This is a genomic window from Streptomyces sp. NPDC046303 (assembly GCF_055588085.1).
Map to the genome: position 1 here is coordinate 112649 of NZ_JBVJFA010000001.1, position 25069 is coordinate 137717.

At 74.6% G+C, this 25069-nt stretch carries 21 protein-coding genes and 1 pseudogene; 9 read left to right on the forward strand and 13 right to left on the reverse strand.

Annotation, left to right across the window (positions count from 1 at the left end):
• Positions 1–2 precede the first annotated feature (2 nt).
• On the reverse strand, positions 3–386 hold the full coding sequence (locus ACZ6I1_RS00520; protein WP_469281549.1) for a VOC family protein: 384 nt from the start codon (positions 384–386) through the stop codon (positions 3–5).
• A 7-nt stretch (positions 387–393) separates the two neighbouring features.
• Positions 394–2307, reverse strand: coding sequence for an ABC transporter ATP-binding protein (locus ACZ6I1_RS00525; protein WP_469281551.1), 1914 nt, complete (start codon positions 2305–2307; stop codon positions 394–396).
• A 137-nt stretch (positions 2308–2444) separates the two neighbouring features.
• Between ACZ6I1_RS00525 and ACZ6I1_RS00530 the strand changes: the two genes are divergently transcribed.
• Complete coding sequence (locus ACZ6I1_RS00530; RefSeq protein ID WP_469281553.1) at positions 2445–4475, forward strand: AMP-binding protein; 2031 nt, start codon at positions 2445–2447, stop codon at positions 4473–4475.
• On the opposite strand, the gene ACZ6I1_RS00535 is transcribed toward ACZ6I1_RS00530, so the two are convergent.
• Positions 4430–6280, reverse strand: a complete 1851-nt coding sequence (locus ACZ6I1_RS00535) for a GNAT family N-acetyltransferase (protein ID WP_469281992.1) — start codon at positions 6278–6280, stop codon at positions 4430–4432. The genes ACZ6I1_RS00530 and ACZ6I1_RS00535 overlap by 46 nt on opposite strands.
• Positions 6281–6381: 101 nt before the next feature.
• On the opposite strand from ACZ6I1_RS00535, the gene ACZ6I1_RS00540 reads away from it, so the two are divergent.
• Positions 6382–6804 carry a DUF350 domain-containing protein gene (locus ACZ6I1_RS00540; RefSeq protein ID WP_469281555.1) on the forward strand — a complete coding sequence of 141 codons (423 nt, stop codon included), beginning with the start codon at positions 6382–6384 and terminating at the stop codon, positions 6802–6804.
• Between the two features lie 63 nt (positions 6805–6867).
• On the opposite strand, the gene ACZ6I1_RS00545 is transcribed toward ACZ6I1_RS00540, so the two are convergent.
• Complete coding sequence (locus ACZ6I1_RS00545; RefSeq protein ID WP_469281557.1) at positions 6868–8115, reverse strand: acyltransferase family protein; 1248 nt, start codon at positions 8113–8115, stop codon at positions 6868–6870.
• A complete protein-coding gene (locus ACZ6I1_RS00550) occupies positions 8112–9155 on the reverse strand; it encodes an alpha/beta hydrolase (protein WP_469281558.1) in 1044 nt (347 codons plus the stop codon). The genes ACZ6I1_RS00545 and ACZ6I1_RS00550 overlap by 4 nt, the downstream gene beginning before the upstream one ends.
• 272 nt (positions 9156–9427) lie before the next feature.
• Here ACZ6I1_RS00550 and ACZ6I1_RS00555 point away from each other — a divergent pair, with 272 nt between their 5' ends.
• Positions 9428–10606 carry a calcium-binding protein gene (locus tag ACZ6I1_RS00555; RefSeq protein ID WP_469281560.1) on the forward strand — a complete coding sequence of 393 codons (1179 nt, stop codon included), beginning with the start codon at positions 9428–9430 and terminating at the stop codon, positions 10604–10606.
• Positions 10607–10651: 45 nt separating this feature from the next.
• Here ACZ6I1_RS00555 and ACZ6I1_RS00560 read toward each other — a convergent pair whose 3' ends face one another.
• Together ACZ6I1_RS00560 and ACZ6I1_RS00565 are read right to left on the reverse strand one after the other, a co-directional pair.
• Positions 10652–11332, reverse strand: a complete 681-nt coding sequence (locus ACZ6I1_RS00560; RefSeq protein WP_469281562.1) for a response regulator — start codon at positions 11330–11332, stop codon at positions 10652–10654.
• The gene (locus ACZ6I1_RS00565) at positions 11329–12687 is read right to left on the reverse strand and encodes a histidine kinase (protein WP_469281563.1); all 1359 of its coding nucleotides are present in this window, start codon (positions 12685–12687) and stop codon (positions 11329–11331) included. Before ACZ6I1_RS00565 ends, ACZ6I1_RS00560 begins: the two co-directional genes overlap by 4 nt.
• A gap of 74 nt (positions 12688–12761) precedes the next feature.
• On the opposite strand from ACZ6I1_RS00565, the gene ACZ6I1_RS00570 reads away from it, so the two are divergent.
• The 3 genes from ACZ6I1_RS00570 to ACZ6I1_RS00580 all read left to right on the forward strand — a co-directional run bounded on the left by ACZ6I1_RS00570 (position 12762) and on the right by ACZ6I1_RS00580 (position 14751).
• A complete protein-coding gene (locus ACZ6I1_RS00570; RefSeq protein WP_469281564.1) occupies positions 12762–13706 on the forward strand; it encodes an AEC family transporter in 945 nt (314 codons plus the stop codon).
• The gene (locus tag ACZ6I1_RS00575; RefSeq protein ID WP_469281566.1) at positions 13706–14263 is read left to right on the forward strand and encodes an HXXEE domain-containing protein; all 558 of its coding nucleotides are present in this window, start codon (positions 13706–13708) and stop codon (positions 14261–14263) included. Before ACZ6I1_RS00570 ends, ACZ6I1_RS00575 begins: the two co-directional genes overlap by 1 nt.
• 95 nt (positions 14264–14358) lie before the next feature.
• A complete protein-coding gene (locus ACZ6I1_RS00580; protein ID WP_469281568.1) occupies positions 14359–14751 on the forward strand; it encodes a hypothetical protein in 393 nt (130 codons plus the stop codon).
• Here ACZ6I1_RS00580 and ACZ6I1_RS00585 read toward each other — a convergent pair.
• The 5 genes and pseudogenes from ACZ6I1_RS00585 to ACZ6I1_RS00605 all read right to left on the reverse strand — a co-directional run bounded on the left by ACZ6I1_RS00585 (position 14705) and on the right by ACZ6I1_RS00605 (position 20877).
• Positions 14705–15874, reverse strand: coding sequence for a hypothetical protein (locus ACZ6I1_RS00585; protein WP_469281569.1), 1170 nt, complete (start codon positions 15872–15874; stop codon positions 14705–14707). The genes ACZ6I1_RS00580 and ACZ6I1_RS00585 overlap by 47 nt on opposite strands.
• A gap of 9 nt (positions 15875–15883) precedes the next feature.
• Positions 15884–17395 carry an FAD-binding oxidoreductase gene (locus ACZ6I1_RS00590; RefSeq protein ID WP_469281571.1) on the reverse strand — a complete coding sequence of 504 codons (1512 nt, stop codon included), beginning with the start codon at positions 17393–17395 and terminating at the stop codon, positions 15884–15886.
• Positions 17396–17509: 114 nt separating this feature from the next.
• Positions 17510–18961, reverse strand: coding sequence for an argininosuccinate synthase (argG, locus tag ACZ6I1_RS00595; RefSeq protein WP_469281572.1), 1452 nt, complete (start codon positions 18959–18961; stop codon positions 17510–17512).
• 63 nt (positions 18962–19024) lie between these two features.
• Positions 19025–19298, reverse strand: a pseudogene (locus ACZ6I1_RS00600) (class I SAM-dependent methyltransferase); the annotation flags it as partial.
• Between the two features lie 55 nt (positions 19299–19353).
• Entirely contained in the window at positions 19354–20877 is a 1524-nt protein-coding gene (locus ACZ6I1_RS00605) for an IucA/IucC family protein (RefSeq protein WP_469281574.1), read from the reverse strand.
• Positions 20878–20996: 119 nt separating this feature from the next.
• On the opposite strand from ACZ6I1_RS00605, the gene ACZ6I1_RS00610 reads away from it, so the two are divergent.
• Positions 20997–22571, forward strand: coding sequence for an IucA/IucC family protein (locus tag ACZ6I1_RS00610; RefSeq protein WP_469281575.1), 1575 nt, complete (start codon positions 20997–20999; stop codon positions 22569–22571).
• A 115-nt stretch (positions 22572–22686) separates the two neighbouring features.
• Entirely contained in the window at positions 22687–23484 is a 798-nt protein-coding gene (locus ACZ6I1_RS00615; RefSeq protein ID WP_469281577.1) for a GntR family transcriptional regulator, read from the forward strand.
• A 24-nt stretch (positions 23485–23508) separates the two neighbouring features.
• Here the strand turns inward: ACZ6I1_RS00615 and ACZ6I1_RS00620 are convergent, their stop codons facing one another.
• Positions 23509–23898, reverse strand: a complete 390-nt coding sequence (locus ACZ6I1_RS00620; RefSeq protein WP_469281579.1) for a MarR family transcriptional regulator — start codon at positions 23896–23898, stop codon at positions 23509–23511.
• Between the two features lie 299 nt (positions 23899–24197).
• Here ACZ6I1_RS00620 and ACZ6I1_RS00625 point away from each other — a divergent pair, with 299 nt between their 5' ends.
• Entirely contained in the window at positions 24198–25025 is an 828-nt protein-coding gene (locus tag ACZ6I1_RS00625; protein ID WP_469281994.1) for a SigB/SigF/SigG family RNA polymerase sigma factor, read from the forward strand.
• Positions 25026–25069: the final 44 nt, after the last annotated feature.

Sequence of the window (25069 nt, forward strand, 5' to 3'; positions counted from 1 at the left end):
GGTCAGGCCTGGCCCGCGGTGTTGCGGGGCGTGGTCTGCTGCACCGCCCAGCCGTTGCCGTCCGGGTCGGAGAAGTAGACGAAGGAGCCCCAGGGCAGGTCCTGGATCTCCGTCACCTCGACACCGCGGCCGCGCAGGTCCTCGTACGCCTCCTCGATGTCGGCCACGACGACCTGCATGTTGTCCAGCGACCCCGGGGCCATCCTGGTCAGTCCCTTGCCGATCGCGATCGAACAGGCCGACCCGGGCGGGGTCAGCTGCACGAAGCGGACGTCCTCGCTGACGGTATGGTCGTGGTTCGCGATGAAGCCGATCTTCTCGTAGAAGGCCTTGGCCCGGTCGACATCGGTGACGGGCACGGCCACCAACTCCAGTTTGATGTCCATACCGGCATCATGCTCCAGAGGCGGTCTTCGCACCCTCCGGCGCCACGCAGGCGGGCGTGTCCCCCGTCGCGAACTGGGTCCGGTACAGCTCCTCGTAGCGGCCGCCCGCCGCCAGCAGCTCGGCGTGCGCGCCCCGTTCCACGATCCGCCCGTCCTCCACGACCAGGATCAGATCGGCCGCCTGCACGGTCGACAACCGGTGCGCGATCACCACCGCGGTCCGGCCCGCCAGGGCCTCGCCCAGTGCCTCCTGCACCGCCGCCTCCGAGGTGGAGTCCAGGTGCGCGGTGGCCTCGTCGAGGATCACCACCCGCTGCCGGGCCAGCAGCAGCCGCGCGATCGTCAGCCGTTGCCGCTCCCCGCCCGAGAGGCGGTAGCCGCGCTCCCCGACGACCGTGTCCAGACCGTCCGGCAGGGAGGCCACGAGGCCCTCCAGCCGGGAGCGGCGCAGGGCCTCCCAGATCTCCTCCTCGGAGGCCTCCGGCCGGGCCAGCAGCAGGTTGGCCCGCACCGACTCGTGGAAGAGGTGCCCGTCCTGGGTGACCATGCCGAGCGTCTCGCGGATCGAGTCCGCCGTCAGGTCCCGTACGTCGACCCCGCCGAGGCGCACCGCGCCCTCGTCCGCGTCGTACAGCCGGGGCAGCAACTGCGCGATGGTCGACTTGCCGGCGCCGGACGAGCCGACCAGGGCGATCATCCGGCCGGGCTCGGCGCGGAAGGAGACCTCGTGCAGGACCCGCGTGCCGCCCCGGTCGTCGAGGGTGGCGACCTCCTCCAGGGACGCGAGCGAGACCTTGTCGGGGGACGGGTAGCCGAAGGAGACCCGGTCGAACTCCACGGACACCGGCCCGTCCGGCACCGTGCGGGCGTCCGGCTTCTGCGTGATGAGCGGCTTCAGGTCGAGGATCTCGAAGACCCGCTCGAAGCTCACCAGCGCGCTCATCACCTCGACGCGGGCACCGGCGAGCGCGGTCAGCGGGGCGTACAGCCGCGTCAGCAGCAGGGCGAGGGCCACGACGGAACCGGCGTCCAGGCTCCCGCGCAGGGCGTAGAACCCGCCCAGCCCGTAGACGAGGGCGAGGGCCAGCGCCGAGACCAGGGTGAGGGCGGTGATGAAGGCGGACTGGGCCATCGCCGTGCGGATCCCGATGTCCCGCACCCGCGCCGCGCGGGCCGCGAACTCCGCGGACTCGTCGGCCGGCCGCCCGAACAGTTTGACGAGCGTCGCGCCCGGCGCGGAGAACCGCTCGGTCATCTGGGTGCCCATCGCGGCGTTCAGCGCCGCGGCCTCCCGCTGCATGGCCGCCATCCGCGCCCCCATCCGGCGGGCCGGCAGCACGAACACCGGCAGCAGCACCAGGGCCAGCACCGTGATCTGCCAGGAGATGCTCAGCATCACGACGAGGGTCAGGAGCAGGGTCACGGTGTTGCCGACCACCCCGGACAGGGTGTTGCTGAACGCCCGCTGGGCGCCGATCACATCGTTGTTGAGCCGGCTGACCAGGGCCCCCGTCCGGGTCCGGGTGAAGAAGGCGACCGGCATCCGCTGCACGTGGTCGAAAACCGCCGTCCGCAGATCGAGGATCAGCCCCTCGCCGAGGGTGGCGGAGAGCCGGCGGGTCAGCAGACCCAGGCCCGCCTCCGCCACCGCGATCAGCGCGATGAGGAGGGCGAGGCGGGTGACGGTGCCGCTGTCCCGTCCGCCCACGATGGCGTCGACGATCCGGCTGGCGAGCACCGGCGTTGCCACCGCGAGCAGCGCCGTGACGACGCTGAGCAGCAGGAAGAGGGTGAGCCCGCGGCGGTGCGGGCGGGCGAAGGCGGCGACCCGGCGCAGACTGGCCCGGGAGACCGGGCGGCGGTCCTCCTGGGCGTTGATCGCACTGTGCAGCGAGGTCCAGGCGGTGACTTCCATGTCCATGGCCAGAACGTTAGGACCTCAACCGAAGTCGAGGTCAAGCATGCGGGCCGTCCGCTCCGACGCGGGTCAACTGCGGCTCGAGCGGCGGAAATCCGCCTCCCCCGCCCGCTGTCGGTACCCGGTGGCATCATCGGTCCATGACGCAGGGATCCGAGTCCGTACGCTCCGGTCAGCACACCACCGACACCGTCCTGCACCGCTTCGAGCAGTGGGCCCGGGACGCACCCGCCGCCCGCGCCGTCATGGCCGGCCCGGAGAGCCTCACCTACGGGCAGCTCGACGCCCGGGCCAACCAGCTGGCACACCACCTGCAGGCCGCCGGGCTGCCCGCCGGCGGCCTCGTGGCGATCGGCACCGACCGCCAGGCCGAACTCCTGGTCGCGGTCCTGGCCGTTCTCAAGGCCGGCGGGACCTACGCCGTCCTCGACGTCGACGTGCCGCGCACCGGACAGCAGCAACTGGCCGCCGCTCCGCCCTTCGCGTTGCTCACGCACGCCGCGCACCAGGCCCGCCTCGACGACGGCAGCGGCCTGCGGGTGATCCGCCTCGGGGCGGAAGCGAGGGAGATCGCCGGCCGGCCCGCCACTGCGCCCGCCCGCACGGCGGAAGGACGGACCGCGGCGCTCCTCTTCACCGGGGGAGCGGTACCGCGCGCCGTGCCCGTCAGCCACGCCCGGCTGCTCGCCGCCCACGACAGCTGGGCGCAGGTGCTCCGGCCGACCGCGGAGGACCGCCACCTGACCACCGCCGGACCGGCCCTCATGGCGTTCGCGGCGGGCTGGACCCGGGCCCTGTGCTCGGGCGGAGCCCTCGTACTGCCCGAGCAGGCCCCCTGGACACCGGACCGGATCCGCCGCGCGGTCGAATCCGAGCAGGTCACCGTCGTCCACACCGACCCGGCCGGCGCGACCGCACTGCTCCGGCGGGATCCCGGGCCGGCAGCCGCCGCACCGCCGGCCGTCCCCCGAGCCCGCCGCGAAGCCGAGCTGCGTTCGCTGCGGCTGCTCGTGGTCACCGGAGCCCGGCTCTACCTCGACGAACAGGCCGCCCTGCAGGACCGGCTGCGCACCGGCGTCCGACTGCTCAACGTCTACGGGCTCACCGAAACCGCGGGCACCGGCACCTGGTTCGAACTGCCGCAGCTGCCCGGCCCGGTCGACGACCCGGAGCGGTTCTCCCTCATCGGCACCCCCTTCCCGGGCTGCCGCGTCGACCTCCGCGACGGGGAGCTGCGCCTCACCCCGCCCGACGGCGGCGACGCGATCCCCACCGGCGACCTCGCGCGGCTGCGCGACGACGGGCTGCTGGAGTTCGGCGGCCGGATCCGCGACCGGATCACCGTCGACGGGCGCACCCTCGACCCGCACCCGCTGGAATCGGTGATCCGCGGCCACGAGGGCATCGGATCGGTGATGGTGGCGGCGGTGCCCGGTTTCCAGGGAGTTCCGCGCCTGGTCGCCTACACCGCCCCGCCGGCCGCCGACCCGTCATGGCCCCCGGGCTCCGGGCTGCCGGACGTCGACGAGCTCCGCGAGCACCTGGCCGGCAAGGTGCCCCCCGAGGACCGGCCCCGCGCCGTGGTGCGGCTGCGGACCCTGCCCCGCGGCCGGGCCGGCCAGGAGGACCGGGCGGGTCTGCCGCAACAGCCGCAACCGGCCCGCGCGCACGCCACCGGGCGAACGGCCGGCGGCGGCAGCAAGTACGGGCCCGCCGCCGGGGCCGCTGACGCAGCGGTCTTCACCGCGCTCGGCATCGGCTGCGGCGCGCTGGTCCTGGGCGGTGCCGCCCGGGTGCTCACCCCCTTCATCTGGCCCGGATCGACCGACCTCACCGGAGTGCCGGGCCCGTGGGCGTTCCTCTTCGGCCTCCTCTACCTCTTCGAGTGCGCGGCCTTCGGCCTCGGCGTGATGTTCCTCTTCTCGGGACGCTCCCGGATGCGGGCCCACGGCCGGGGCCGCGCCCTGACCACCGCCGCCCACCTGGCCGTCGTGTACCTGCTGGTCGCCTGGTGGCCGCAGGACAACCTCTACCGGCTGGCGGCCAAACAGGACTGGCCGCGCCAGGCCGGCCTCGTCTACACCTTCAACATCCCGCTGATGATCGCGGCCGGCATCCTGGCCTTCTACGTCGCCCGCAGGCCGGCCTCCCACTTAGACACCGACGGCTGATCCGGCCCCGGCGGGCCGTTGAAGCCCGCCCCGACCGCCAGGGCCAGGTTGCGCACCAGCGCCTCGGCCGCGTCCAGCACCTCCCGGCTGCGCGCGGCCACCAGCACGCCGAGCCAGGGCTGCGGGTCGAACGCGGCCGTCGGGATCGCGGGGACGAACACCGCCCCGAGGTCCGCGCAGCCCTGCACCAGGGCGGCGCACAGTTCGTCCAGCTGGGCGTCCGGCAGCCGGGCGCCCAGCTCCACCCGGTCCACGATCCGTACGAGGTGGCCCGCGCCCCGCAGCGCGTCGAGCCGGGCCGCCACCATGAAGGCGATCGACGGCCCCGTCAGCCGCAGGTTCGTCTCGGTCGGCGCGAGCCGGCCCGCGCCGTCGGTGACGAAGTCCACGTCGAACCAGCCCCGGTAGCCCGTGGACGCCAACTCCCGGCCCACCGCCGCCCCGAAGGCCAGCAGCGGCTCCAGCGCCCACCCGGGCACCGCCCCCGGGCCCACCGTCGCGCCCCGGTAGCAGCCGTCCCGGACGTCCATGAGCCCCGCGCCGGCCTCGTGCAACCGGCCTCCGGCGTCCACGAAGCCGTCGTACGTGAGGTCCCGCGCGCCGCCGCCCTGCGCCGTGCCGCCGCCCTGCGCCGTGCCGCCGCCCTGCGCCCGCCCGTCGCCCTCGCTGCCGATGAACTCCTCCACCAGCAGCGGCCCGCGCGGCAGCCGCCTCAGCACCGCGCGGGCCCCGCCCGCGGCCCGGACCCCCGCGGGGGTGAGCACGGTGGTGCCCGAACCGCCCACACCGTGCTCCGATTTCAGTACCGTGCTCTCGCCCGCCTTCGCCCGGGCCGCGACGAGGCGGACCGCCGCCCGCCGGGAGCCCGCCCGCCACTGCGCGGGCAGCACGATCCCGGGATGCCCGCCGCCCGACAGGATCCGGGCGAACAGGCCGTGCGCCTGCGACTTGGACTCGTACCGCAGCTCGCCCGCCCGCCACGGCCGCCCTGCCAGCAGCCCGAACTGCCGGGTCCGCCCCCACGGTACGAGCGGCAGCCCGGCCCCGGTCAGCAGCGCGGCCAGCGCCGGCCGGGCCCGTACGGCATCCGACAGACAGCCGGGACCGCCCTCCGCCAGCCCGTCGTACACCTCCACCCCGGACCATCCCAACTGCCGGCAGACCAGGTCGGCCCAGCCCCGCGGCACGGTCCGGGGCAGCACCAGTGCCGCCGGGCAGGGGCTGTAGAAGGCGGCCAGGCAGGCGTAGTGGTGCGCGGCCGCCTGGTCCCGGTCCAGGGAGGCGTCGGCGAACTGGGTGTTGAACTCGGCCACATTGCCGACGTGGACGGCGCGCCCGCCCCCGGTCCACGCCCGCGCCCAGGGGGCGAGCGGGGCGGGGGACACCTCGAACCGCACCAGCCCGCCGGGGCCGCCCGGCGCGGCCACCGCCCCCATCGCCCGGTAGAAGCCGGCCGCGTGCGGATCGGAGTCCACCACCATCCGGCGCACCCCCAGCTCCGCCGCCCGGCGCAGCGCGTCCCGGTACAGCAGCCGCCCCACCCCCTGCCCGATGGCCGAGGGCTCCACGAACAGCAGCCCCAGCGAGGCGAGCGGGGCCGCCCCGTCCAGGGCGGCCAGCCCGAGCACCGTCCCCCGGTGGTCCTCGGCCACCACGACTCGCCGGGCCGTCACGTCAGCGGGGTGAATCCGCAGTTCCCGCTCGCACGCGGCCAGGACCTCCGGCGGGTACCCCCAGTACGCCTTGGACCGCATCACCAGCCCCGTCAGGGCCTCCGCCTCGGCCGCCCGCGCGGCCCTGACCACTGCCAATTCCCGACCTCCCCATGGTCCGCGACCTGCCCGTGCGATAGATTCGGCCTCCCCACGGCACATCATTTCCCACCCACGCGGAGACAGGCTTCTCAATGAGCGACATCATCAACGGACTTGGCCGCACCAGCGCCTACGGCGCCCTCGGCCTGGTACTGCTGATCCTCGGCATCGTCCTCGTGGACGTGCTGACGCCCGGGAAGCTCCCGAAGCAGATCTGGGAGGAGCGCAACCGCAATGCCGCCCTCCTGCTGAGTTCCGCGCTCCTGGGCATCGGCGGCATCGTCTTCACCTCGATCTGGACCACCTACGAGGACTTCGGCAAGGGCCTGCTGTCGACCGCGGCCTTCGGCGTGCTCGGTCTGGTCCTGATGGCGGTGGCGTTCCTCGTCCTCGACCTGGTGACCCCCGGCAAGCTCGGCGCCATAGTGGTCGACCCGGAGCCCCACCCCGCGGTCTGGGTCACGGCCTCCTGCAACCTGGCCGTGGCCGCCATCGTCGCCGCCTCGATCGCCTGACGGGCCCGCACACGACACGATGAGAGAGCGCCGCTCCCGGTGGGGAGCGGCGCTCTTGTCGTCCTACGCCAGGCCCAGCGCGAACACCGCGAACCCCGCCGCCAGCAGCCCCGCCACGGTCCGGCGGACCGCGGGTGCCGTGCGCCCTTCCCGTGCCGGGCCCTCGAACCGCTTCGCGTACCGGGCGATGGCCACCAGCAGCACCGCGAACACCGGCATCCACGCCAGCCGCGCCGCGATCCAGCCCAGGCTGTCGGGCGCCGTCGTCAGCCCCGCCACCCCGCCCAGGAACGAACCGGGAACGGCCGCGGCCAGCATGGCCGTCTGGTGCCAGCACAGGATCGTCATCGCACACAGGTTGACCACGACCACCGGCGCCCACAGGGCCGGCCGGGCCAGCAGCCTCGCCAGCCGGTCGCGCAGCAGCACCGCCGCGCCCGACTGGGCCGCCGCCAGGGCCAGTACGAGCAGCGACGGCGGGTGGGAGTTGGTCCGCTCCGCACCCGGCACACCCACCATCGACGCCGGGTAGTGGAAGACCGCGAGCAGCGCCGCGAACAGCAGCGTCCCGCCCGCCAGCAGCAGCCAGCCCCCGCGCCGCCCGATCCGCCCCTCGCCCCAGCCGACGCCCAGCTGGTACGCGAACAGCCAGCCCGGCAGGATGTTCAGCAGCGACACCCAGCCCGGCACCGAGCCGGAGAGCGGCCCGTAGCGCAGGAAGTCCACCACGGCGACCGAGGCGAGCAGCGGTGCCGCCGCCCAGCCGCCGAGCCGGCCCGCCGCCCGCACGCAGTACGGGGTCAGCGCGGTGATGACCACGTACACCCCGACGAACCACAGCGGCTGGATCACCAGCGTCGCCCCGGTCCGCAGGGTCGCCTCCGGCACCCCGGCCGCGTACAGCACCGGCGCGGCCAGCGCCCACACCGCCGTGACCCCGAGGACCGGCCGCCCCAGCCGGACGATCCGCCCCTTCAGCCACGCGCCCGTCGGGCCCGTGTGGCGCCGGAAGGAGAGCGCCGAGGCGTAGCCGCCGACCAGGAAGAAGATGCCGAGCATCTGGAGCACCCAGCTCGCCGGGGCCAGCCCGCCGAAGGCCGACAGCGGGCTGGCGTTGTGCAGGCCGCCGCCGGAGTCGAGGGTGAACCCGCCGAGCAGCCAGTGGCCCGTCGGCACGGCCAGCAGCGCCAGGGCGCGCAGTCCGTCGATCGCCCGGTCGCGGTGGGCGGGAGTCTGCCGGTCGATCCGCTCGGCCGTCCTGTTCAGCTTCGCCAGGTTCGCCGGCTTGGCCGGCTTCGTGAGGGTGCTCACCGGACTTCTCCCTTCGCGATCGCGGCGAACGCCGCCAGTGACTGGGTGCCGGGCGCGAAGTAGCCGGTGTGGCCCTGCACGTCGGCGGCGGGCACCCGGCGGGCGCCGAAGCGTGCGGAGGTGGGGTCGGCGCCGTGGCCGATCCCGGCGAACTCGACGTTCGGAACGTCGGCGATCCAGTCGGAGGGGCCGCGTGCCGCCCACACCCGGGCGCCGGTGCGCAGTCCGGCCGCGGTGTCGGCGCGCATGCCGGGGGAGCCGAAGGCCACGATGTCGGTGGCGGCGGTGTGACGGGCCGCCAGGCCGCAGACCACCGAGCCGTAGCTGTGGCAGAACAGCACCGGGTCGGGTGCGCCGACCGCGCCCAGCCCGGCCGTGAAGCGGGCCAGGCGGACCGCCCCGGCCTCGGCCAGCCGGCCGTCGGCGGCGTCCAGGCCCACCCCGACCGGGGTGGTGTACCCGACCCAGGCGATGACCGCGGTGGATCCGCCGGTCGCCGCGCGCAGCGAACGGGCCATCCCGGCCGGTCCGCTGGCGGGCCGGCGCCCGGCGTCATAGCGAGTGGCGTCGTTGTCCGACCCCGGCACCACCACCGAGACGTGCGCCGCGCGCTCCACGTCCCCGAACACCTCGGCGACCTGGCCGCGGCCGCGCGGGTCGAAGGCCAGGATTTGCCGGTCCGGCGCACCGAGCTTGGCGTAGCGGGCCTCACCCGTGGCGGCGATCGCGATCCGGTTGGCCTCGTACCGCAGGGGGAGCGGAGCCCCGTCCAGGTTCCCGACGACCAGCGGGTGGGACCGTACGAGCTCTCGGCGCGCCGCCTCGTCGAGCCCGGCGAAGAACCGGGCCACCTCGTGGGGCGTCGCGCCGGCCGGATCGGGCAGCGCCCGGCCCGACACCGTGTCGGCCCGCCAGGCGCCGCTGCCGGGCGGCGGCCCGGTGACCGCCCGCTGGCTGTCGCCGGAGGCCCAGCCCGCGGTCCCCCCGACGACGGCCACCGCCAGCGCGGCCGTGACCATCGTCCTTCCGAAGCGGCCCATGCCCCTTCTCCTCTCCTCGTGACGAGGTGGAAGGTAGGGAGCGGGTACCGCTGCGAACATCGGACCGTGGAGCCAAGCCGGATGTCATACCCGGGTAGGGGGAGGAGGAGACCCGCGGCGCCGCCCCGGCCCGTCGCGGGGCCTTGCGCCATGCGTGCGATCCGCGTCAGCCGTCTGCCAGAGCCGCCTGTGTGTCGGCGGCTCCGAGATCCTCGGCCACGACTAGTTCTGGTGATAGTCCGACTAATCGTGAGGCAGAGGGAGTACAGGCGATGACCGATCGTGAACGTCAGCGTGCCGTTGATCCGAGCGGGGTGACGCCGCCCCGCGGGGCGCGCCGCCCGCGGCGCACGGCCGCCGCCGTCGCCTGCGCCATGGCCGCCGGATCCCTCGTCCTCCTCGGGAGCGCGAACGCCGGCGCGACCCCGGCGACGTGTTTCGGCGTGCCCGCGACCATCGTCGTCAGCACCCCCGGCACGACCACCGACGGCACCCCGGGCGTCGACGTGATCGTCGGAACCGCGGGTCCGGACACGATCCACGGCCAGGGCGGCAACGACCTGATCTGCGGGCTGGCCGGCGACGACCTCCTCATCGGAGGCGACGGCAACGACCAGATCGACGGCGCCGCGGGCGACGACCAGCTGCGCGGCGACGGCTACAGCCCGACCGGCGACACCACCGGCGGCGGCAACGACCGGCTCATCGGCGGTGACGGGAACGACCTCTTCACCGGCGACAGCTTCGCCCCTGGAGGCGAAGCCACCGGCGGCGGCAACGACCAGCTCATCGGCGGCAACGGCGACGACCGGATGACGGGGGACAGCAGAGGGCTCACCGCGTCCGGCGGCGGAGTCGACCGGATCGACGGCGGCCCCGGCGACGACGCCATGGTCGGCGACTCCGGAGCCTTCGTCGGCGACGCCACGGGTGCCGGCAGCGACGTGCTCCTCGGCGGGCCCGGCGCCGAGGTCATGACCGGGGACAGCGAAGCCGCGGGCAACGCGTTCGGCAGCGGCGGCAACGACCTCCTCGACCTGGGCGTCGACGGCGGCGTCTTCGCGGCCGGCGACCACAACATCTCCGACCCCGGCGGAGGCCGCGCGAACGGGGCCGGCAACGACCGCATCATCGGCGGCAGCGCCGACGAGTTCCTCGTCGGCGACAGCGGTCCCGCCGACGCTTCGGTGACCTTCGCGGGCAACGACACGATCAGCGGCCGCGGCGGCAGCGACCGCCTCTTCGGCGACAACATCAACTTCTCCGGCACGGCGAGTGCGGGGACCGCCGGCGGCAGCGACTTCCTCGACGGCGGCGACGGGATCGACACGATCAAGGCAGGCCCCGCCAGCGACTTCCTCGACGGCGGCCCGGGCAATCCGGACGACTGCGACGGCGAAAGCGGAACCGACTTCGCGACGCGCTGCGAAACCGTGGCCAACGTGCCGTAGCGGGCAGGCGACAGGCCGAAGACGGCAGGCCGGGCGGTCGGGAACTCAGGTGGAGCCGCCCGGCCGCACCACTCCCGCCTCGTACGCGAAGATCACCGCCTGCGCCCGGTCCCGCAGGTCGAGCTTGGCCAGCACCCGGCCGATGTGCGTCTTGACCGTCTGCTCCGCGAGCACCAGATGAGCCGCGATCTCCTGGTTCGACAACCCGCGCGCGATGAGTTCCAGTACCTCGGTCTCCCGCGGCGTGAGACCGTTCAGCCGCAGCGCCGGATCCTTGCGCGGCGCCGGACGCTGCTGCACGAAGTCCGCGATCAGCCTGCGGGTCACCGAGGGCGCCAGCAGCGCTTCGCCCGACGCCACGACCCGTACCGCCGCGATCAGGTCGGCGGGCGGCGCGTCCTTCAGCAGGAACCCGGAGGCGCCCGCGCGCAGCGCCTCGTACACGTAGTCGTCGATGTCGAAGGTGGTCAGCATCAGCACCTTCGGCCGGTGCACCACCCCGGGCGGGGGATCGAGGAGCTCGCGGGCCGCCGTGAGCCCGTCCATCTCCGGCATCCGCACGTCCATCAGCACCACGTCGGGGTGCGTGGAGCGGGAGACCTGAACGCCCTGCCGGCCGTCGGGCGCCTCGCCCACCACATCGATGTCGGCCTGCGCCGACAACAGCGCGGCGAACCCCGCCCGCACCATGGCCTGGTCGTCGACGATGATCACGCGGATGGTCAACTCGAGTCCTCGTTCGCGGAGTTCAGGGGCAGGCGGGCGGCGACCCGGAAGCCGCCGTCGGGCAGCGGACCGGTGTCCAGCGTCCCGCCGGTCAACCGTACGCGCTCCCGCATCCCCACCAGACCGTGCCCCGTGCCCGAACTCTCCAGCGCCACCACGGTGTCCCGGGCCGGGCCGTTGACCACGAGCACCAGGACCTCGTCCTCGTCGACGGTGACCGAGACCCGGGTCGGCGCCCCCGGCGCGTGCCGGACCACGTTGGCGAGCGCCTCCTGCACGATCCGGTACGCCGACAGGTCCACGGCCGGCGGAGCCGCCCCGGCCGCGCCGGCCTGCAGGGACAACTCCACCGGCTGCCCGGCCCGTACGGTCGCCTCCACCAGCTGCTGGAGCCGGTCGATCCCGGGCTGCGGGGCCTTCTCGCCCTCGGCGCGCTCCGTACCGTCCCCGCGCAGCACGGTCAGCAGCCGCCGCATCTCGCCCAGCGACTCCCGGGCGCTCGCCGCGATCGCCGCGAACTCCTCCCGAACCGGCTCCGGCATGCCCGGCAGCCGGTACGGGGCGGAATCGGCCTGCACGGTGATCACCGACATATGGTGGGCCACCACGTCGTGCAACTCCCGCGCGATCCGGGCCCGTTCCTCGAGCAGGGTCCGCCGGGCCCGCTCCGCCTCGCTGATGCTCTCCTGCTCCGCGATCCGCTGCTGCGCGTCGCCCAGCCCGCGCAGTGCGCCCGTCAGCGCCAGCATCACCCCGCCCAGCACGAACAGCAGCGCGGCGGTGTTCATGGAGCCCGCCGGCTGGAAGAAGCCCAGCACCGCCCCGACCGCCCCGGTCGCCAGCCACACCCCGACCAGCGTCCGGATGGACTCGCGCAGCCCCAGACACGCCATCAGCAGCAGGTAGCCGACGATGGCCATCGGCGTCCACGGCCAGGCGTGCGCGGCCACCCGGTCGGCGTGGATCAGCAGCACCGCGCCGATCGTGTCGGCGAGCAGGACCACGCCCCAGGCGTGCAGCGGCCGGGTCACGGCGAGCAGCAGCGGCACGGTCTGCGCCACGCCCAGCGCGCCCGACCAGCCCCCGCTGAGCCCGTAGTCGTTGGTCAGCACGGCGATGGTCACCGGCAGCAGCGTCACCACGAACACGCCGACGACGGCGAACGGCAGCATCCGCTGCCACATCTTGGGCGCCCGCCCGAACAGCGGCTGCGTCGCCCGGGCGGGCGTGCGCAGCACCACGGCCAGCTGCGCCAGCGCCCCGGGCACCCGGGAGCCGGGCGAGGGCGAGGGTGAGACGGCACGGTCGCGTGCGCGGGTCCGGCCGAACAGCCGGAAGCGGGCTTTGTCGCTCATGATCGGCCCAGCCTATGCGCAACGGGGCCGGGGGATAGGCTGCTCGCCGGACGATCACGGGGGAGCCGGTACGCATGGGTGGGGCAGCCGCGCTGGAGAAGCTGGTGCCGGTGCTGCTGGCCTTCGGCGGCGGGGTGCTGCTCGCCCGCCGCAAGGCCGTCCCCGCCGAGGCCGCCAAGGCCTTCTCCGACTACGCCTTCCTCTTCGCCGTGCCCTGCTACCTCTTCGGCACCACCTACGCCGGTGACCTGGCGGCCCTGTTCGACTGGCAGGCGATCGGCGGCTACGCCGGCGCGGCCGCCCTCGCGGTGGCCGCGGTCGCGGTGGCGTCCGCGGCCCGCGGGATCCGCGAACCCCGGGCCGTGGCCCTGCGGGTCATGGCGGGGGTCCAGGTGAACACCGCCTACTTCGCCGTCCCCGTCTTCATCACCGTGTTCGGGACGGCCGCCCCGATCTTCCCGATCCTGCTGTTCCAGGTGTGCGTCCTGTCCCTGGCCGTCATCTCCCTCATGGAGCTGGGCCGGGCGGGCCCCGGCGCGGGCGGCCCCGGACGGCGTCTGGCCCGGGCGCTCGGCGCCTCGCTCGCCACACCGCTGGTCCTGGCCTGCAACGCGGGCATCGTGCTCAACCTGCTGTCCGTGCACGTCCCGGCCGTGGTCCTGGACGCAGCCGCCTTCGTCGGCGGCAGCGCCTCGCCGGTGGCACTGTTCGCGCTGGGCCTGCACCTCGGGGGCGCCGGCCTGGACCTGCGGGGCACCACGCGCGAGGAGCTGGCCCTCATCGCCTTCAAGTGCGTGGCCTTCCCACTGCTGACCTGGGCGGTGTGCGGGGGGCTGGTCGGCGTGCGCGGCGAGTGGCTCGCGTACCTCGTCCTGCTCGCCGCGATGCCCACCCCGCAGAACCTGTTCGTCTTCGCCCAGCGCTACGACGTGGGCGTCCAGCTCTCCGCCTCGATAGTGATCAAGACCTCGCTGGCGTCGCTCCTGCTGCTGCCGCTCTGGCTGCAGACTGTGCACTGATGAACGAACCGAAGCGCCACGCCCCCGGCTCCCCGCCCGTCCTCGCCACGCTCGGTCTGCTGGCGGCCTGGGCCGTGCACGACCTGGAGGAAGTGGCCACCATGGCGCGCTGGTCGCGCAGGCGGGTCCCCGTCCTGCGCGAGCGCCACCCCCGCGTCCCGGCCCCACTGTGGAAGCGCCTCGAAGCCGTCGACGGACGCGAGTTCGCCGCCGCCGTCGGCGTCATGGGGGTCGTGGTGGCCGCCGCGTCCGCCGACGGCCTGCGCACCGGCGGGCGTTCGGGCTTCTACCAGGGCGCCCTCACCGGCTTCGGCCTGCACGGTCTCGTGCACCTCGGACAGGCCGCCGCCACCCGCGGATACACCCCCGGCGTGGTCACCTCGCCGCTCGTCGTCGTCCCCTTCACCCTCTGGGCGCGGGGCCGGCTGCGCCGCGCCGGGGTCTTGCGGCCCGCGCGGGCCCGGGACGCGGTGACCGGACTGGCCTTGGCGGGTGCGGCCACCGCCGCGGCCCACGCGGTCTCCCGGCGGATCCTCCGGGCGGCGTCGGCGCGGTAAGGCGGGGGAGCCGGCGGGGCACGCCGGCCGGCCGCGGCGCGCCGCTCCAGGGCATCGACTCGTACCCCCGGAGGGAACCGGCTCGTTGACCGGGCATGGAACTGCCGACCATCGCGGCGCCGGGCGTCGAGGAACGGGCCGACGCCGTGGCCGATGCCGCCTGCCACCTCTACGACACCGTCGCGCCCTGGCGGACCGGCGCGCCCGCAGGGTGGAGCCGGACCGCCGCCGAGGACGCCGCCGAGGCCATCGAGACCACGGCGCACGCCCTCGCGCACATCGACCCGGGGGCCGAGGTGGTCCTCGCCCCGGTCCACGCCGCCCTCGCCGACCTGCGCCGCAGGCTGGGCCTGGCGCCCGCCGACCCGCTGATCGCCGCCGGGCTCCCGGCGACCCCGCGCACGGTCGGCAACCCGCGCCGGACCCGTTGGGTCCGGGTGCTCACCCCGCCTTCGCCCCGGCAACCGCCTTCTCGTACAACTTCCTGATGTCCTTGCCGAAGTACGAGCTGTAGGAGGTGTCGGCGGTGTCCCCGCCGGTCTTCCAACCGCCGATCACCCCGACCACGTCACCGGTCCCGGTCCGCGCGTCGTACCGGACCAGGAACGGGCCACCGCTGGTCCCGCCGGGATAGCCCGTGCAGTGGATCCGCAGGAACGAGCCCGGGATCCGCGCGTCCCTGCTGGTGAACTTCGTCGTCCGGTTGACGCACAGGCGCGGGCGGGCCGCGGAGGACGGGTGGCCGATCAGCGTGACCCGCGGATGCGCGTACGCGGCGCCCGTGACCAGTCGGTTCCCGCCGACCACGTCCTGCACCGGGCGGCCGCGGGCGTCCGGTCCCACGTGCGCGAAGGCCGCGTCGAGCGCGGCCGCGCGGTCGGGGCCCTGCGACCGGTAGCGCGGGTCGATCCAGATCCGGGAGCGGCCCGCCGCGTCCCGCAGGACCGGGAACATTCCGTACGGCTGCGGCTTCGCGCGCGTGTACCGCGGTACGAAGGCCACCTGCCGGGTGTCGGCGCCGGTCAGGCAGTGCGCGGCGCTGAGCACCAGGTTCCGGCCCGGGGAGGCGACCACGCTCGCCGTGCAGAAGTACGAGCCGCCCCCTTTGACCAGGAACATGCGGCCGGCGACCGGGATGCCGTCGAAGTCCCGCCCGACCCCGGGGGTGGTGGCGGGGAGGCGTACGGGGGCGGGCCGGACCGGGCGGGTGGGAGGTACGGCCGGTCCCGGTGCGGGTGCCGGAGGCGGGCTGAGTACGGGGCCCGGACGCGCGGTCGGCGCGGTCACCGGGACCGCGGCCGGGTCCGGGCTCGGTGCAGCGGGCGCGGGAGTCAGGGCCGGCTCCGGCAGGGGAAGGGGCAGGGGAAGGGGCAGCGGCAGCGGCACCGGAGCCGTCTCCGGTTCGGGTCCCGCGGCCGCGCCCGGGACCGGATCCGGGGGCAGAGGGGCGGCGGCGGCCATCCGTTCGGCGGTCCAGAAGGACTCCGCCGCCCGGGCTGACCAGTGCCCGGCCGCTCCGGCGGCGGCGCTCCCGGCCTCGGCGACGGGCAGCGGCCCCGCGGCGGCCAGCACAGCCGCCGCAGCCATGGCCAAGGTCAACAGTCGTCGCATGCGCAGCTCCTAGACGGCCTGGGGGAAGCGGAACAACCGGTCGGGGTCGTAGGCGCGGCGGACGTCTTCCAGCCGGGAGAGGTTCGGCCCGTAGTAGGCCTCGCGCCAGCCGCCGAGCCGCGGATCGGTGTAGTTCTGGTACGCCCGGCCGCTCGCCCAGGGGCGCAGGTCCTGCCAGAGCCCGTCGAGCCAGGCCTGGTGCCGGGCCACCTCGGCGGCCGTCGCCGACCGGGGCCAGTAGGCGAGGTACTGGGCGAGGAAGGCGCTGTCGCGGTGCACGAAAGCGGTGTCGGCGGCCGGGACCCGGTTCAGGGCGCCGCCGCAGACCCCGTCGAACTGCACCACCCCGAGGCCGCCGGGGGGAACCGCGGAGCCGTACCGCCGGACCGCGGCCAGCACCGCGCCGACCGCCGCGTCCGGCAGCCCGGCGCCCGCCCAGAAGTCGGAGCGCGCCGCATACGATTCCCGGCCCAGCAGGCCGCGGGGACCGCGGCCGGGCAGTGTCCCCGGCAGCCGGCACTGCTCGGGGCTCCGCTCCAGACAGCCCGACAGGGCCCGTACGGTGTCCCCGTAGCTCCGTACGACGCTCCAGCTGTCCCGCACCGGCCGGCCGACCAGGTCCGAGAGCCGGGTCAGCTGCCGGTCCAGTTCGGGGCGGCCGTCGAGGCACACCACGCGTACTGCCGGGGGCGGCGCGGCGGATCCCGCCTCGACCGTGAACTCGACCTGGCTCCAGAACGGGTCCGGGAGCGCCGTCAGCCAGCGCTGCCAGCCGCGCAGGACCGCCGCCGAGTCGGCTTCAGGCCAGTGCAGTTCGGCGAAGGCGCAGTCGCCCGCCGGGTGCGTGTCGAACCGGAACGCGGTGACCACCCCGAAGTTGCCGCCCCCGCCGCCCCGCAGGGCCCAGAACAGCTCCGCGTCCCGGCCGGCGGACACCTCGCGCACGGCGCCGTCGGGGGTGACCACCTCGGCGGCGGTGAGCCGGTCGGAGGTCGCGCCGTAGGCCCGGGAGGCCAAGCCCAGGCCGCCGCCGAGGGTGAGTCCCGCGATGCCGACGGACGGGCACAGCCCGGTCGGGACGGCGAGCCCCTGCCCGGCGAGGGCCGCGTTCACGTCGCCGAGCCGGGCCCCCGCGCCGATCCGTACGCCGTCCGCCCCGACCGCGACCGCGGCCATGGCCCCGACGTCGACCACCAGACCGCCGGCGCGCGTCGACCAGCCGGCGTAGCCGTGCCCGCCGCCCCGGGCGACCACCGGTACGGCCGCGCGGCGGGCGAAGTCCAGGCAGACGGCCACGTCGCCGGCGTGCGCGGGGTAGGCCACCGCGCCCGGCGCCACGGAGTCGTACCGGGGCTGGAACAGCTGCCGGGCCTCGGCGTACTCCCCGTCGCCCGGGAGCACCACCCGCCCGTCGATCCCGCGGGCGAGCGCGTCGAAGCCAGGGCCACGGCCGGCCGCGCCCACGGAAGCGAGGGCGGCCGCGGCCGCGGTGCCCAGGACCTGGCGCCGTCGGAGGCTCATGCCCCTTTCCTGCCACCGCCCGCACCGATCGGCGTGCAGGCGGGGCGCCACACACCGGGCTGACCCCCGAACGGCCCATGGCCGGTCGGGGGTCAGCCCGGTTCCGTGGTGCCGTTAGTCGGTGCCGGACTCCATCGCGGCGCGGTCGAGCATCTGCTCGTCGTGGCCCTCGGCCTGGCCGCGGGAGGCGATGACCTCGGCGCCGCCCTCCGGCATCGCGCCGATCAGCCCCGTCGAGGCGGCCTGGGCGGCGCCGATGAGCGTCTCGTGCGTGTTGCCGACGATGCCGAGAGCGGCGTACTGCTCCAGCTTGGCGCGGGAGTCGGCGATGTCGAGGTTGCGCATGGTGAGCTGGCCGATCCGGTCCACCGGGCCGAAGGCCGAGTCCTCGGTGCGCTCCATGGACAGCTTGTCCGGGTGGTAGCTGAACGCCGGGCCGGTGGTGTCGAGGATCGAGTAGTCCTCGCCGCGGCGCAGCCGCAGGGTCACCTCGCCGGTGACGGCCGCGCCGACCCAGCGCTGCAGCGACTCGCGGATCATCAGCGCCTGCGGGTCGAGCCAGCGGCCCTCGTACATGAGGCGGCCGAGGCGCCGGCCCTCGTTGTGGTACTGCGCGAGGGTGTCCTCGTTGTGGATCGCGTTGACGAGGCGCTCGTAGGCGGCGTGGAGCAGGGCCATGCCCGGGGCCTCGTAGATGCCGCGGCTCTTGGCCTCGATGATGCGGTTCTCGATCTGGTCCGACATGCCCAGGCCGTGGCGCCCGCCGATGGCGTTGGCCTCCATCACCAGGTCGACCGGGCCGGCGAACTCCTTGCCGTTGATCGTCACCGGGCGGCCCTGGTCGAAGCCGATCGTCACGTCCTCGGCCGCGATCTCGACCGACGGGTCCCAGAACCGCACGCCCATGATCGGGTCGACGGTCTCGACGCCGGTGTCGAGGTGCTCCAGGGTCTTGGCCTCGTGGGTGGCGCCCCAGATGTTGGCGTCGGTGGAGTACGCCTTCTCGGTGCTGTCGCGGTAGGGGAGGTCGTGGGCGAGCAGCCACTCCGACATCTCCTTGCGGCCGCCGAGCTCGGTGACGAAGTCCGCGTCGAGCCACGGCTTGTAGATGCGCAGGTGCGGGTTGGCGAGCAGGCCGTAGCGGTAGAACCGCTCGATGTCGTTGCCCTTGAACGTGGAGCCGTCGCCCCAGATCTGCACGTCGTCCTCGAGCATCGCCCGGACCAGCAGGGTGCCGGTGACGGCGCGGCCGAGCGGCGTCGTGTTGAAGTAGGCGCGGCCGCCGGACCGGATGTGGAACGCGCCGCAGGTGAGCGCGGCCAGGCCCTCCTCGACCAGCGCGGCGCGGCAGTCGACCAGGCGCGCGATCTCCGCGCCGTACGCCGTCGCACGGCCGGGCACCGACGCGATGTCGGGCTCGTCGTACTGGCCGATGTCGGCGGTGTAGGTGCACGGGACGGCACCCTTGTCGCGCATCCACGCGACCGCGACGGAGGTGTCGAGTCCGCCGGAGAAGGCGATGCCGACGCGCTCGCCGGTGGGCAGGGAGGTGAGAACCTTAGACATAGGAAGAGTATGCGTCATCATGCATGATCATGCAACGTGGGTTTCGCGATCAGTACGTGACCGCCCCGGCGCCGGCACCCGCTCGAACTCGGCGAACTCGGCGAACACGGCCGACAGCTCCGCCGGCGGGATGTGCACCGTGCAGTACCAGGCGAGGACCCCGCCGAGCACGCCGTCCGCACGGGGACGGGCCGACGCCGAAGGCCCGTACGCCGAGCCCGTCCAGGTGCGCCGTCATGCGTCCGGGACCGCAGCCGAGATCCGCGACCGCGCGGCCCCCCGCCCGCCCCGGCCCCGGCCCCGCGCACGTACTCGGCCAAGGCGGCCGGCACGGCACTCGGGTTCGACGTCTCTGTCCTGCTCCTGGGCGGTAGCCCGATCGGCGCCGCGCCTCACCCCCCGGTCAGCGGATTGGGCAGCTCCGCCCACCGGTCGCCCGGCACGCCGGGGCTCAGCCGCATCAGGGTCAGCGCCTTCGTGGGCAGCGCGCCGGTGAGCAGGGCCCCGGTGTCGGCGGTGGCCGGCAGTCCGGCCGCCCCGGCGGAGGCGAAGGCCTCGGCGAAGGCACGGGCCGAGCCCGCCGTGGCGCCCAGGGCCCCCGTCAGCAGGGACCCGAACAGCTTGCGCCGCAGGAGGGCCGCGTCGTCGGTGATCAGCCGCCCCGCCAGGGGCGGCACCGGCAGCCCGTGCCGGACCAGCCGGGCCGGGCTGATCCGGATGTCGGCGAGATCGCGGTAGACCAGCCGCAGCGGGGCGCCGTCGGCGGACACCACCACCAGCAGGTTCTGGCCGTGGGCCTCCAGCGCCACGCCGAGTTCCAGCACGCGCAGGCACACCGAGAGCGCGAGACCGGCGAACTCGGCCAGCCACGCCGCCGAGCGGGCCGGGGGGAACCAGGCCAGCGCGGCCACCGGCAGCACCCGCTCACCGGCGGCGGCGTCCGCGTACACCTCCGGCGGCTCGCGCAGCACGGCCGCGAGGTCCGGGCTGTGAGCGGTGGCCGCGCCCAGTGTGCGGGTGACGTGCAGCCGGCCGTCGAGCCGCTCCGACAGCGACTGGGCGAAGGCGGACACGGCCGCCGCCGTCTCGATCGAGTAGCCGGAGATGTCCCGCACGGAAGAGGTCAGCCGTGTGCTCAGCGCCGTCTTGACGTGCGCCCCGCCCGCCACCGGAGCCAGCGTCCGCAGCGCCATCAGCGGATGCCCCGCGAACCCGGGCCGCGGGCGCCCGCCGCCCAGTACGTGCTCCGCCTGCCACGGGTGCACCGGGACCAGGATCCGCTCCCCGTCCCGCAGCTCCGCCGGCCAGCCGCCGGTGACCAGGCACTCCTCGGCCCGTACGGCGATCAGCCCGAGCTCGACGACCGGCCGGTGCTCGGGCGCGTACGCCAGCTGCTCGGCCACCGAGAAACCGGGCCGGGAACGGCAGTTGGGGTGGTACGGATGTCCGTCGACCACCCGCTGCTCCCACTCCCGGGTGCTGCGCGGCGCGAGGCCGTCCGGCCCCTCGGCCGGCTGCCCGGCACGGGAGAGCGCGAGGGAGGCCGTGCTGCCGTCCAGCTCGGCGGCGAACTCCGCCCCGTGCGGCACGCCCAGAGCATCCATCAGCCGCGCGGCCTGCCGGTGGGGCTTGCCGTCGAGCAGCAGCTCCCGTACGTACGCATCCGTGGCGTAAGGGTCCGGCAGCGGGCCCTCCAGGCGGCTGCCCCCTGCCAGCCGCAGCGTCAGGCTCCCGGAGCCGCGCTCCCGGCCCGCCACCCACGGCAGCGGTTCGAAGGCCAGGGCCCGCCACAGCCGGGTCAGTACGGCGGCCCGCGCTCCGCCGAGCGCGCCGGTGTACGCCGGCTCGAGCGCCGGGCGCACCGAGGCCAGCTCGGCTGCGACGGCCTCTTCGGCGGGGGAAGCGGGAAAGTACATGCTGGAAGCTCCGCACATCGGGATATCGCTTTTCAGGATGATCACGTCATCATCGCGGATACTGATGATCACGGCCGGTGGACGTCTCCGCGAGCCCCCGGCGCACCGGATGGGACCGAATGGAACCGTTGGACTTCAACGCCGCCGCCGATGCCTACGCGGCCACCCCGCTCCTGAACTGCCTGCTCCGGGAGGCCGCCGAGCCGGCCGGCGGGCACGGCACGGGGGTCCACCGGCTCCGCGGCAGCGGCCGGCTGCTCCGGGTGCGGGGCGCCCGCCGGCCCGGCAGCCCCGAACTGCGCACGGCGGACGGCTGGCATCCGCTCAGCCACACGGAGCTGGTCAAACTCACCTCCGACGAACTGGGCCGGTACACCGGCGTCCCGAACGACGAACTGCCGGTCGAGATCAACGACAGCCGGGACACCGTCGCCGCGCTGCTGGCCGCCCGCTCCGTCGCCGAACCCCCGGCCGACCCGTACCTCCTCTCCGAACAGTCCCTGGTCATGGGCCACCCGCACCATCCCGCGCCGAAGGCGCGGGGCGGGGCCCCGGCCGGGAGCTGGCTGCCGTACGCGCCGGAGGCCCACGCCCGCTTCCCGCTCGTCTTCCTCGGGCTCCGCGAGGACCAGGCAGCCGAGGAGGGCGGGCCGGCCGCGGCCGGGGCGATCGACTCCCTCGCCGACGCCCTCGACGGGCCCCGCCCGCCCGCCGGATACCGGCTGCTGCCCGCCCACCCCTGGCAGCTGGAGCTCGTCGGCTCCCGGCCGGCGGTGCGCGAGGCCTTCGCCGACGGGCGGCTGCTGCGGCTCGGCGAGAGCCGCCTGCCCGTCTGGCCGACCGCCTCGATCCGGACCCTGTACGTACCCGGCGGCGCGGCCGACCTGTTCGTGAAGTTCAGCCTCGACGTGCGGATCACCAATGACGTACGCCGGCTGTGGCGCCACGACCTGCTGAAACTGCGCCGCACCGACGCGGCGGTCGAAGCCGGCTTCGCCGCGCTGCACCGGGCCGGTTCGGGCGCGGCCTGGCTCGCCGACCGCGGCTACCGCACCGCGGCCTTCGCCTTCGAGGAGCTCGCCGTACTGATCCGCGACGGCTTCGGCACGCGGGACGGGCAGGGCCCCGGGCACGGGCACGCGCACGCCGTGCCCGGGGCCACTCCGCTGCTGGCCGCCGCGCTCGCCGAGGGCTACCCCGGAAGCCCCCTCGCGCTCGCCGCCGACCCGGCCGCCTGGTGGCGGGCGTATCTGCGCCAGGTGGTGCCCCCGGTACTGGAGTTGTTCGACCGTCACGGCATCGTGCTGGAGGCGCACCTGCAGAACACCCTGGTCGCCGTCGACGCGGCGGGCATGCCGGTCCAGGCCCTCTTCCGCGATGCGGAGGGCGTCAAACTCCTGCCCGACCTCGAGCGCGCGGCGGCCTGGCAGCGGCTGGTCTACTGCCTGGTCGTCAACCACCTGGCGGAGATGGCCGGGGCGCTGGAGGAGCGGCATCCGGACATCTCGGAGCTGGTGTGGCCGGCCGTACGGGAGGAGCTCCTGCGCTACGACGCCGAGCGCGGGCTTCCCGAGATCGCGGAACTGCTCGCCGCTCCCGCCCTGCCGGCCAAGACCAACCTGCTGCTGCGCTGGACCCGCGCGGACGGCGCGGACGCCCGCTATCTGCCGCTTGCGAACCCGCTGAGGGGGTAGGAAACCGGCCAAGGTGGTGCGCGGTCCGCGAAGCCCCCTCACCCAAAGGTATAGACCAATGCTAGGTTGGTCGGGCAGACCGCGCAGTCCTTGACCACCCGTCAGAGGAGAAGCCATGTCCTCCCCTTCGCGGGGCGGCGGCCCGGCCGCCATGCCCAAGTACCAGCGGATCGCCGCAGCGCTGCGGGACGAACTCGACCGCGCCGCGCACGCCCCCGGCGGCAGGCTGCCCTCCGAGCGCAGCCTGGCCGCCCGCTACCAGGTCAACCGGCAGACCATCAGGGCCGCGCTCCAGCACCTGCGCGAGGACGGCCTCGTCGTCACCGGCCGCCGTGGCACGCGCGTCGTCGCGGCGGCCGTGCCCGCGCCCGCGCCCGCACCGGCTTCCGTGCCGGGGCCCGCGGCGGCGCCCGTACGCGGGTGCACGCAGAGCTGGCTCACGCTGGTCACCGTGGCGCCCTCGCTCGCCGAGCTGCTCGGCATGAGCGGCGGTGAGCGGACCCTCGTCCACCATCGCCGCGAACGCGGCCCGGCGGGCGAGACCCTGCGGCACGCCGTCACCTACCTCAGCCGCGAGGCCGTCGCCGGGAACCCCGAACTCGCCCGCTACCGCGACCCCTCGGCGGCGGTCCGCGATGTGGACCTGGCCCCCCTGCACCGCTGGCTCGACCGGGCCGAGGCGACCGGCCGGGTCGCCGAGACCCTCACCATGACGCGCACCATCCAGCCGCCGGACGCCGCCCGGACCTGCGGCCTGACCGTGCGCCGCACCCTGCACGCCCCCTCCGGCCGGCTGCTGGCCGTCACCGACCTGGCCTTTCCCACCTGGGACCGGCTGACCTTCCACCGTGACCGCCCCGATGGCCCCGACCGCCGTGACCACCGCCCGGTCGGCGGCTTCCGCGTCACGTAGAGGACGCGTCAGGCGGAGGGCGCGTCAGCCGGAGGGATCGAGGGCCGGCGTCATGCCGAGGAGCTCGGTGGCCTCCGGGCCGGTCATGTCCGGGGTCGGGGGCGGGGCGTCCGGGTCGGCGGCGGCTCCCGTCAGCAGGGCGAGCAGGCCGGCCACCTGGACGCCCGCCTCGGCGGGATGCCGGAAGACCGCGCCTGGGGAGATCTCGTACCGGTTGCGCCTCCCGTCGCGGACGCGCCGCAGGTACCCGTCCGTCTCCAGGTCGGTGACGATCGCCTGGACGGTGCGTTCCGTCAGTCCGCACACGGCGGCCACATCCCTGAGCCGCACGGCCGGGTCCCGGGCGATGGTCACCAGGACGCGGGCATGATTCGTCAGGAATGTCCAGTTATTACGCCGAGACATGCTCCCCATGCCCGTCATGATGCGATGGGTGATTCGCGTGGCGCAAGACGTGAAACAGATTTCCGGTAATTCTTGACGGGAGAGAAGAAGAGGTCCACCATCTACGGCAGTCAAGGTCCCGCGCCGCAAGCCGACCAGCCCAAGGAGCGAACCCCATGCCGGTCCCTGCCCCGTCCTCCCATACCGACGCCGTCCGTGACGGCGTTCCCGCCCCCGCTGCCGCCCGCGCCACTGTCCCCAGCCCGCGCCGCAGCGCCGATTCGGCGGCGCGCAGTGCCGGAGTGCCGCGGATCGACGAGCCCCGGGAGATGGCCCCGGCGGACGCGAGGGAGCTCTCGAAGGTCTTCTTCCGGCGGCTGCGCGAACTGTCCGAGGGCACCCCGGAGTACCAGTACGTCCGCAACACCCTCATTGAGATGAATGCCTCACTCGTCCAGTACGCGGTGCGCCGCTTCCGCAACCGCGGCGAGGGCGGTGACATCGAGGACATCGTCCAGGTGGGCACCATCGGCCTGATCAAGGCCATCGACCGGTTCGACCCGGCCCGCGAGAACGAGTTCTCCACGCTCGCCATGCCGTACATCACCGGCGAGATCAAGCGGCACTTCCGCGACACCACCTGGGCCGTCCGTGTCCCGCGCCGGCTCCAGGAGCTCCGCATCGACATCGCGAAGGCGAAGGAGGCGCTGACGAGCGAGCTCGACAGGTCGCCCACCGTCGCGGACCTCGCCGAGCGCCTCGGCCTCTCGGAGGAAGAGGTGATCGAAGGCCTCTTCGCCGCGAACGGCCACACCAGCGGCTCCCTGGACGCCCCGCAGATGGCTCCGTCCGAGTACGGCGGCGGTCAGGCCGAGGGGCACACGCTCGCCGAGGTCATCGGCGGCGACGAGCCGGCCATGGAACTGGTCGAGGACATCCAGACCTTGGCACCGCTGCTGGAACGGCTGAGCGAGCGCGAGCGCCGGATGCTGCGGATGCGCTTCGGCGAGGAGCTGACCCAGGCCCAGATAGGCGCCGTGCTCGGCATCTCGCAGATGCAGGTCTCGCGACTGCTGAACCGGATCCTCGGGCACCTGCGCGCATCCATGCTCGAGGACGAACCGGAGGACCCGCACCGGGCCACAACCGTGAGGTAGATCACCTTTGCGTTTGCGCAGGTGAATGCCGGGCACGGGCGGGG

Excerpts from the sequence above, each read along its gene's own strand:
- ACZ6I1_RS00585 (WP_469281569.1), bottom strand. The coding sequence starts at position 15,874 with ATGCGACGACTGTTGACCTTGGCCATGGCTGCGGCGGCTGTGCTGGCC.
- ACZ6I1_RS00605 (WP_469281574.1), bottom strand. The coding sequence starts at position 20,877 with ATGTACTTTCCCGCTTCCCCCGCCGAAGAGGCCGTCGCAGCCGAGCTG.
- ACZ6I1_RS00520 (WP_469281549.1), bottom strand. The coding sequence starts at position 386 with ATGGACATCAAACTGGAGTTGGTGGCCGTGCCCGTCACCGATGTCGAC.
- ACZ6I1_RS00525 (WP_469281551.1), bottom strand. The coding sequence starts at position 2,307 with ATGGACATGGAAGTCACCGCCTGGACCTCGCTGCACAGTGCGATCAAC.
- ACZ6I1_RS00555 (WP_469281560.1), top strand. The coding sequence starts at position 9,428 with ATGACCGATCGTGAACGTCAGCGTGCCGTTGATCCGAGCGGGGTGACG.
- ACZ6I1_RS00530 (WP_469281553.1), top strand. The coding sequence starts at position 2,445 with ATGACGCAGGGATCCGAGTCCGTACGCTCCGGTCAGCACACCACCGAC.
- ACZ6I1_RS00610 (WP_469281575.1), top strand. The coding sequence starts at position 20,997 with ATGGAACCGTTGGACTTCAACGCCGCCGCCGATGCCTACGCGGCCACC.
- ACZ6I1_RS00625 (WP_469281994.1), top strand. The coding sequence starts at position 24,198 with ATGGCCCCGGCGGACGCGAGGGAGCTCTCGAAGGTCTTCTTCCGGCGG.
- ACZ6I1_RS00620 (WP_469281579.1), bottom strand. The coding sequence starts at position 23,898 with ATGGGGAGCATGTCTCGGCGTAATAACTGGACATTCCTGACGAATCAT.
- ACZ6I1_RS00580 (WP_469281568.1), top strand. The coding sequence starts at position 14,359 with ATGGAACTGCCGACCATCGCGGCGCCGGGCGTCGAGGAACGGGCCGAC.
- ACZ6I1_RS00615 (WP_469281577.1), top strand. The coding sequence starts at position 22,687 with ATGTCCTCCCCTTCGCGGGGCGGCGGCCCGGCCGCCATGCCCAAGTAC.
- ACZ6I1_RS00550 (WP_469281558.1), bottom strand. The coding sequence starts at position 9,155 with ATGGGCCGCTTCGGAAGGACGATGGTCACGGCCGCGCTGGCGGTGGCC.
- ACZ6I1_RS00570 (WP_469281564.1), top strand. The coding sequence starts at position 12,762 with ATGGGTGGGGCAGCCGCGCTGGAGAAGCTGGTGCCGGTGCTGCTGGCC.
- ACZ6I1_RS00590 (WP_469281571.1), bottom strand. The coding sequence starts at position 17,395 with ATGAGCCTCCGACGGCGCCAGGTCCTGGGCACCGCGGCCGCGGCCGCC.
- ACZ6I1_RS00565 (WP_469281563.1), bottom strand. The coding sequence starts at position 12,687 with ATGAGCGACAAAGCCCGCTTCCGGCTGTTCGGCCGGACCCGCGCACGC.
- argG (WP_469281572.1), bottom strand. The coding sequence starts at position 18,961 with ATGTCTAAGGTTCTCACCTCCCTGCCCACCGGCGAGCGCGTCGGCATC.
- ACZ6I1_RS00575 (WP_469281566.1), top strand. The coding sequence starts at position 13,706 with ATGAACGAACCGAAGCGCCACGCCCCCGGCTCCCCGCCCGTCCTCGCC.
- ACZ6I1_RS00540 (WP_469281555.1), top strand. The coding sequence starts at position 6,382 with ATGAGCGACATCATCAACGGACTTGGCCGCACCAGCGCCTACGGCGCC.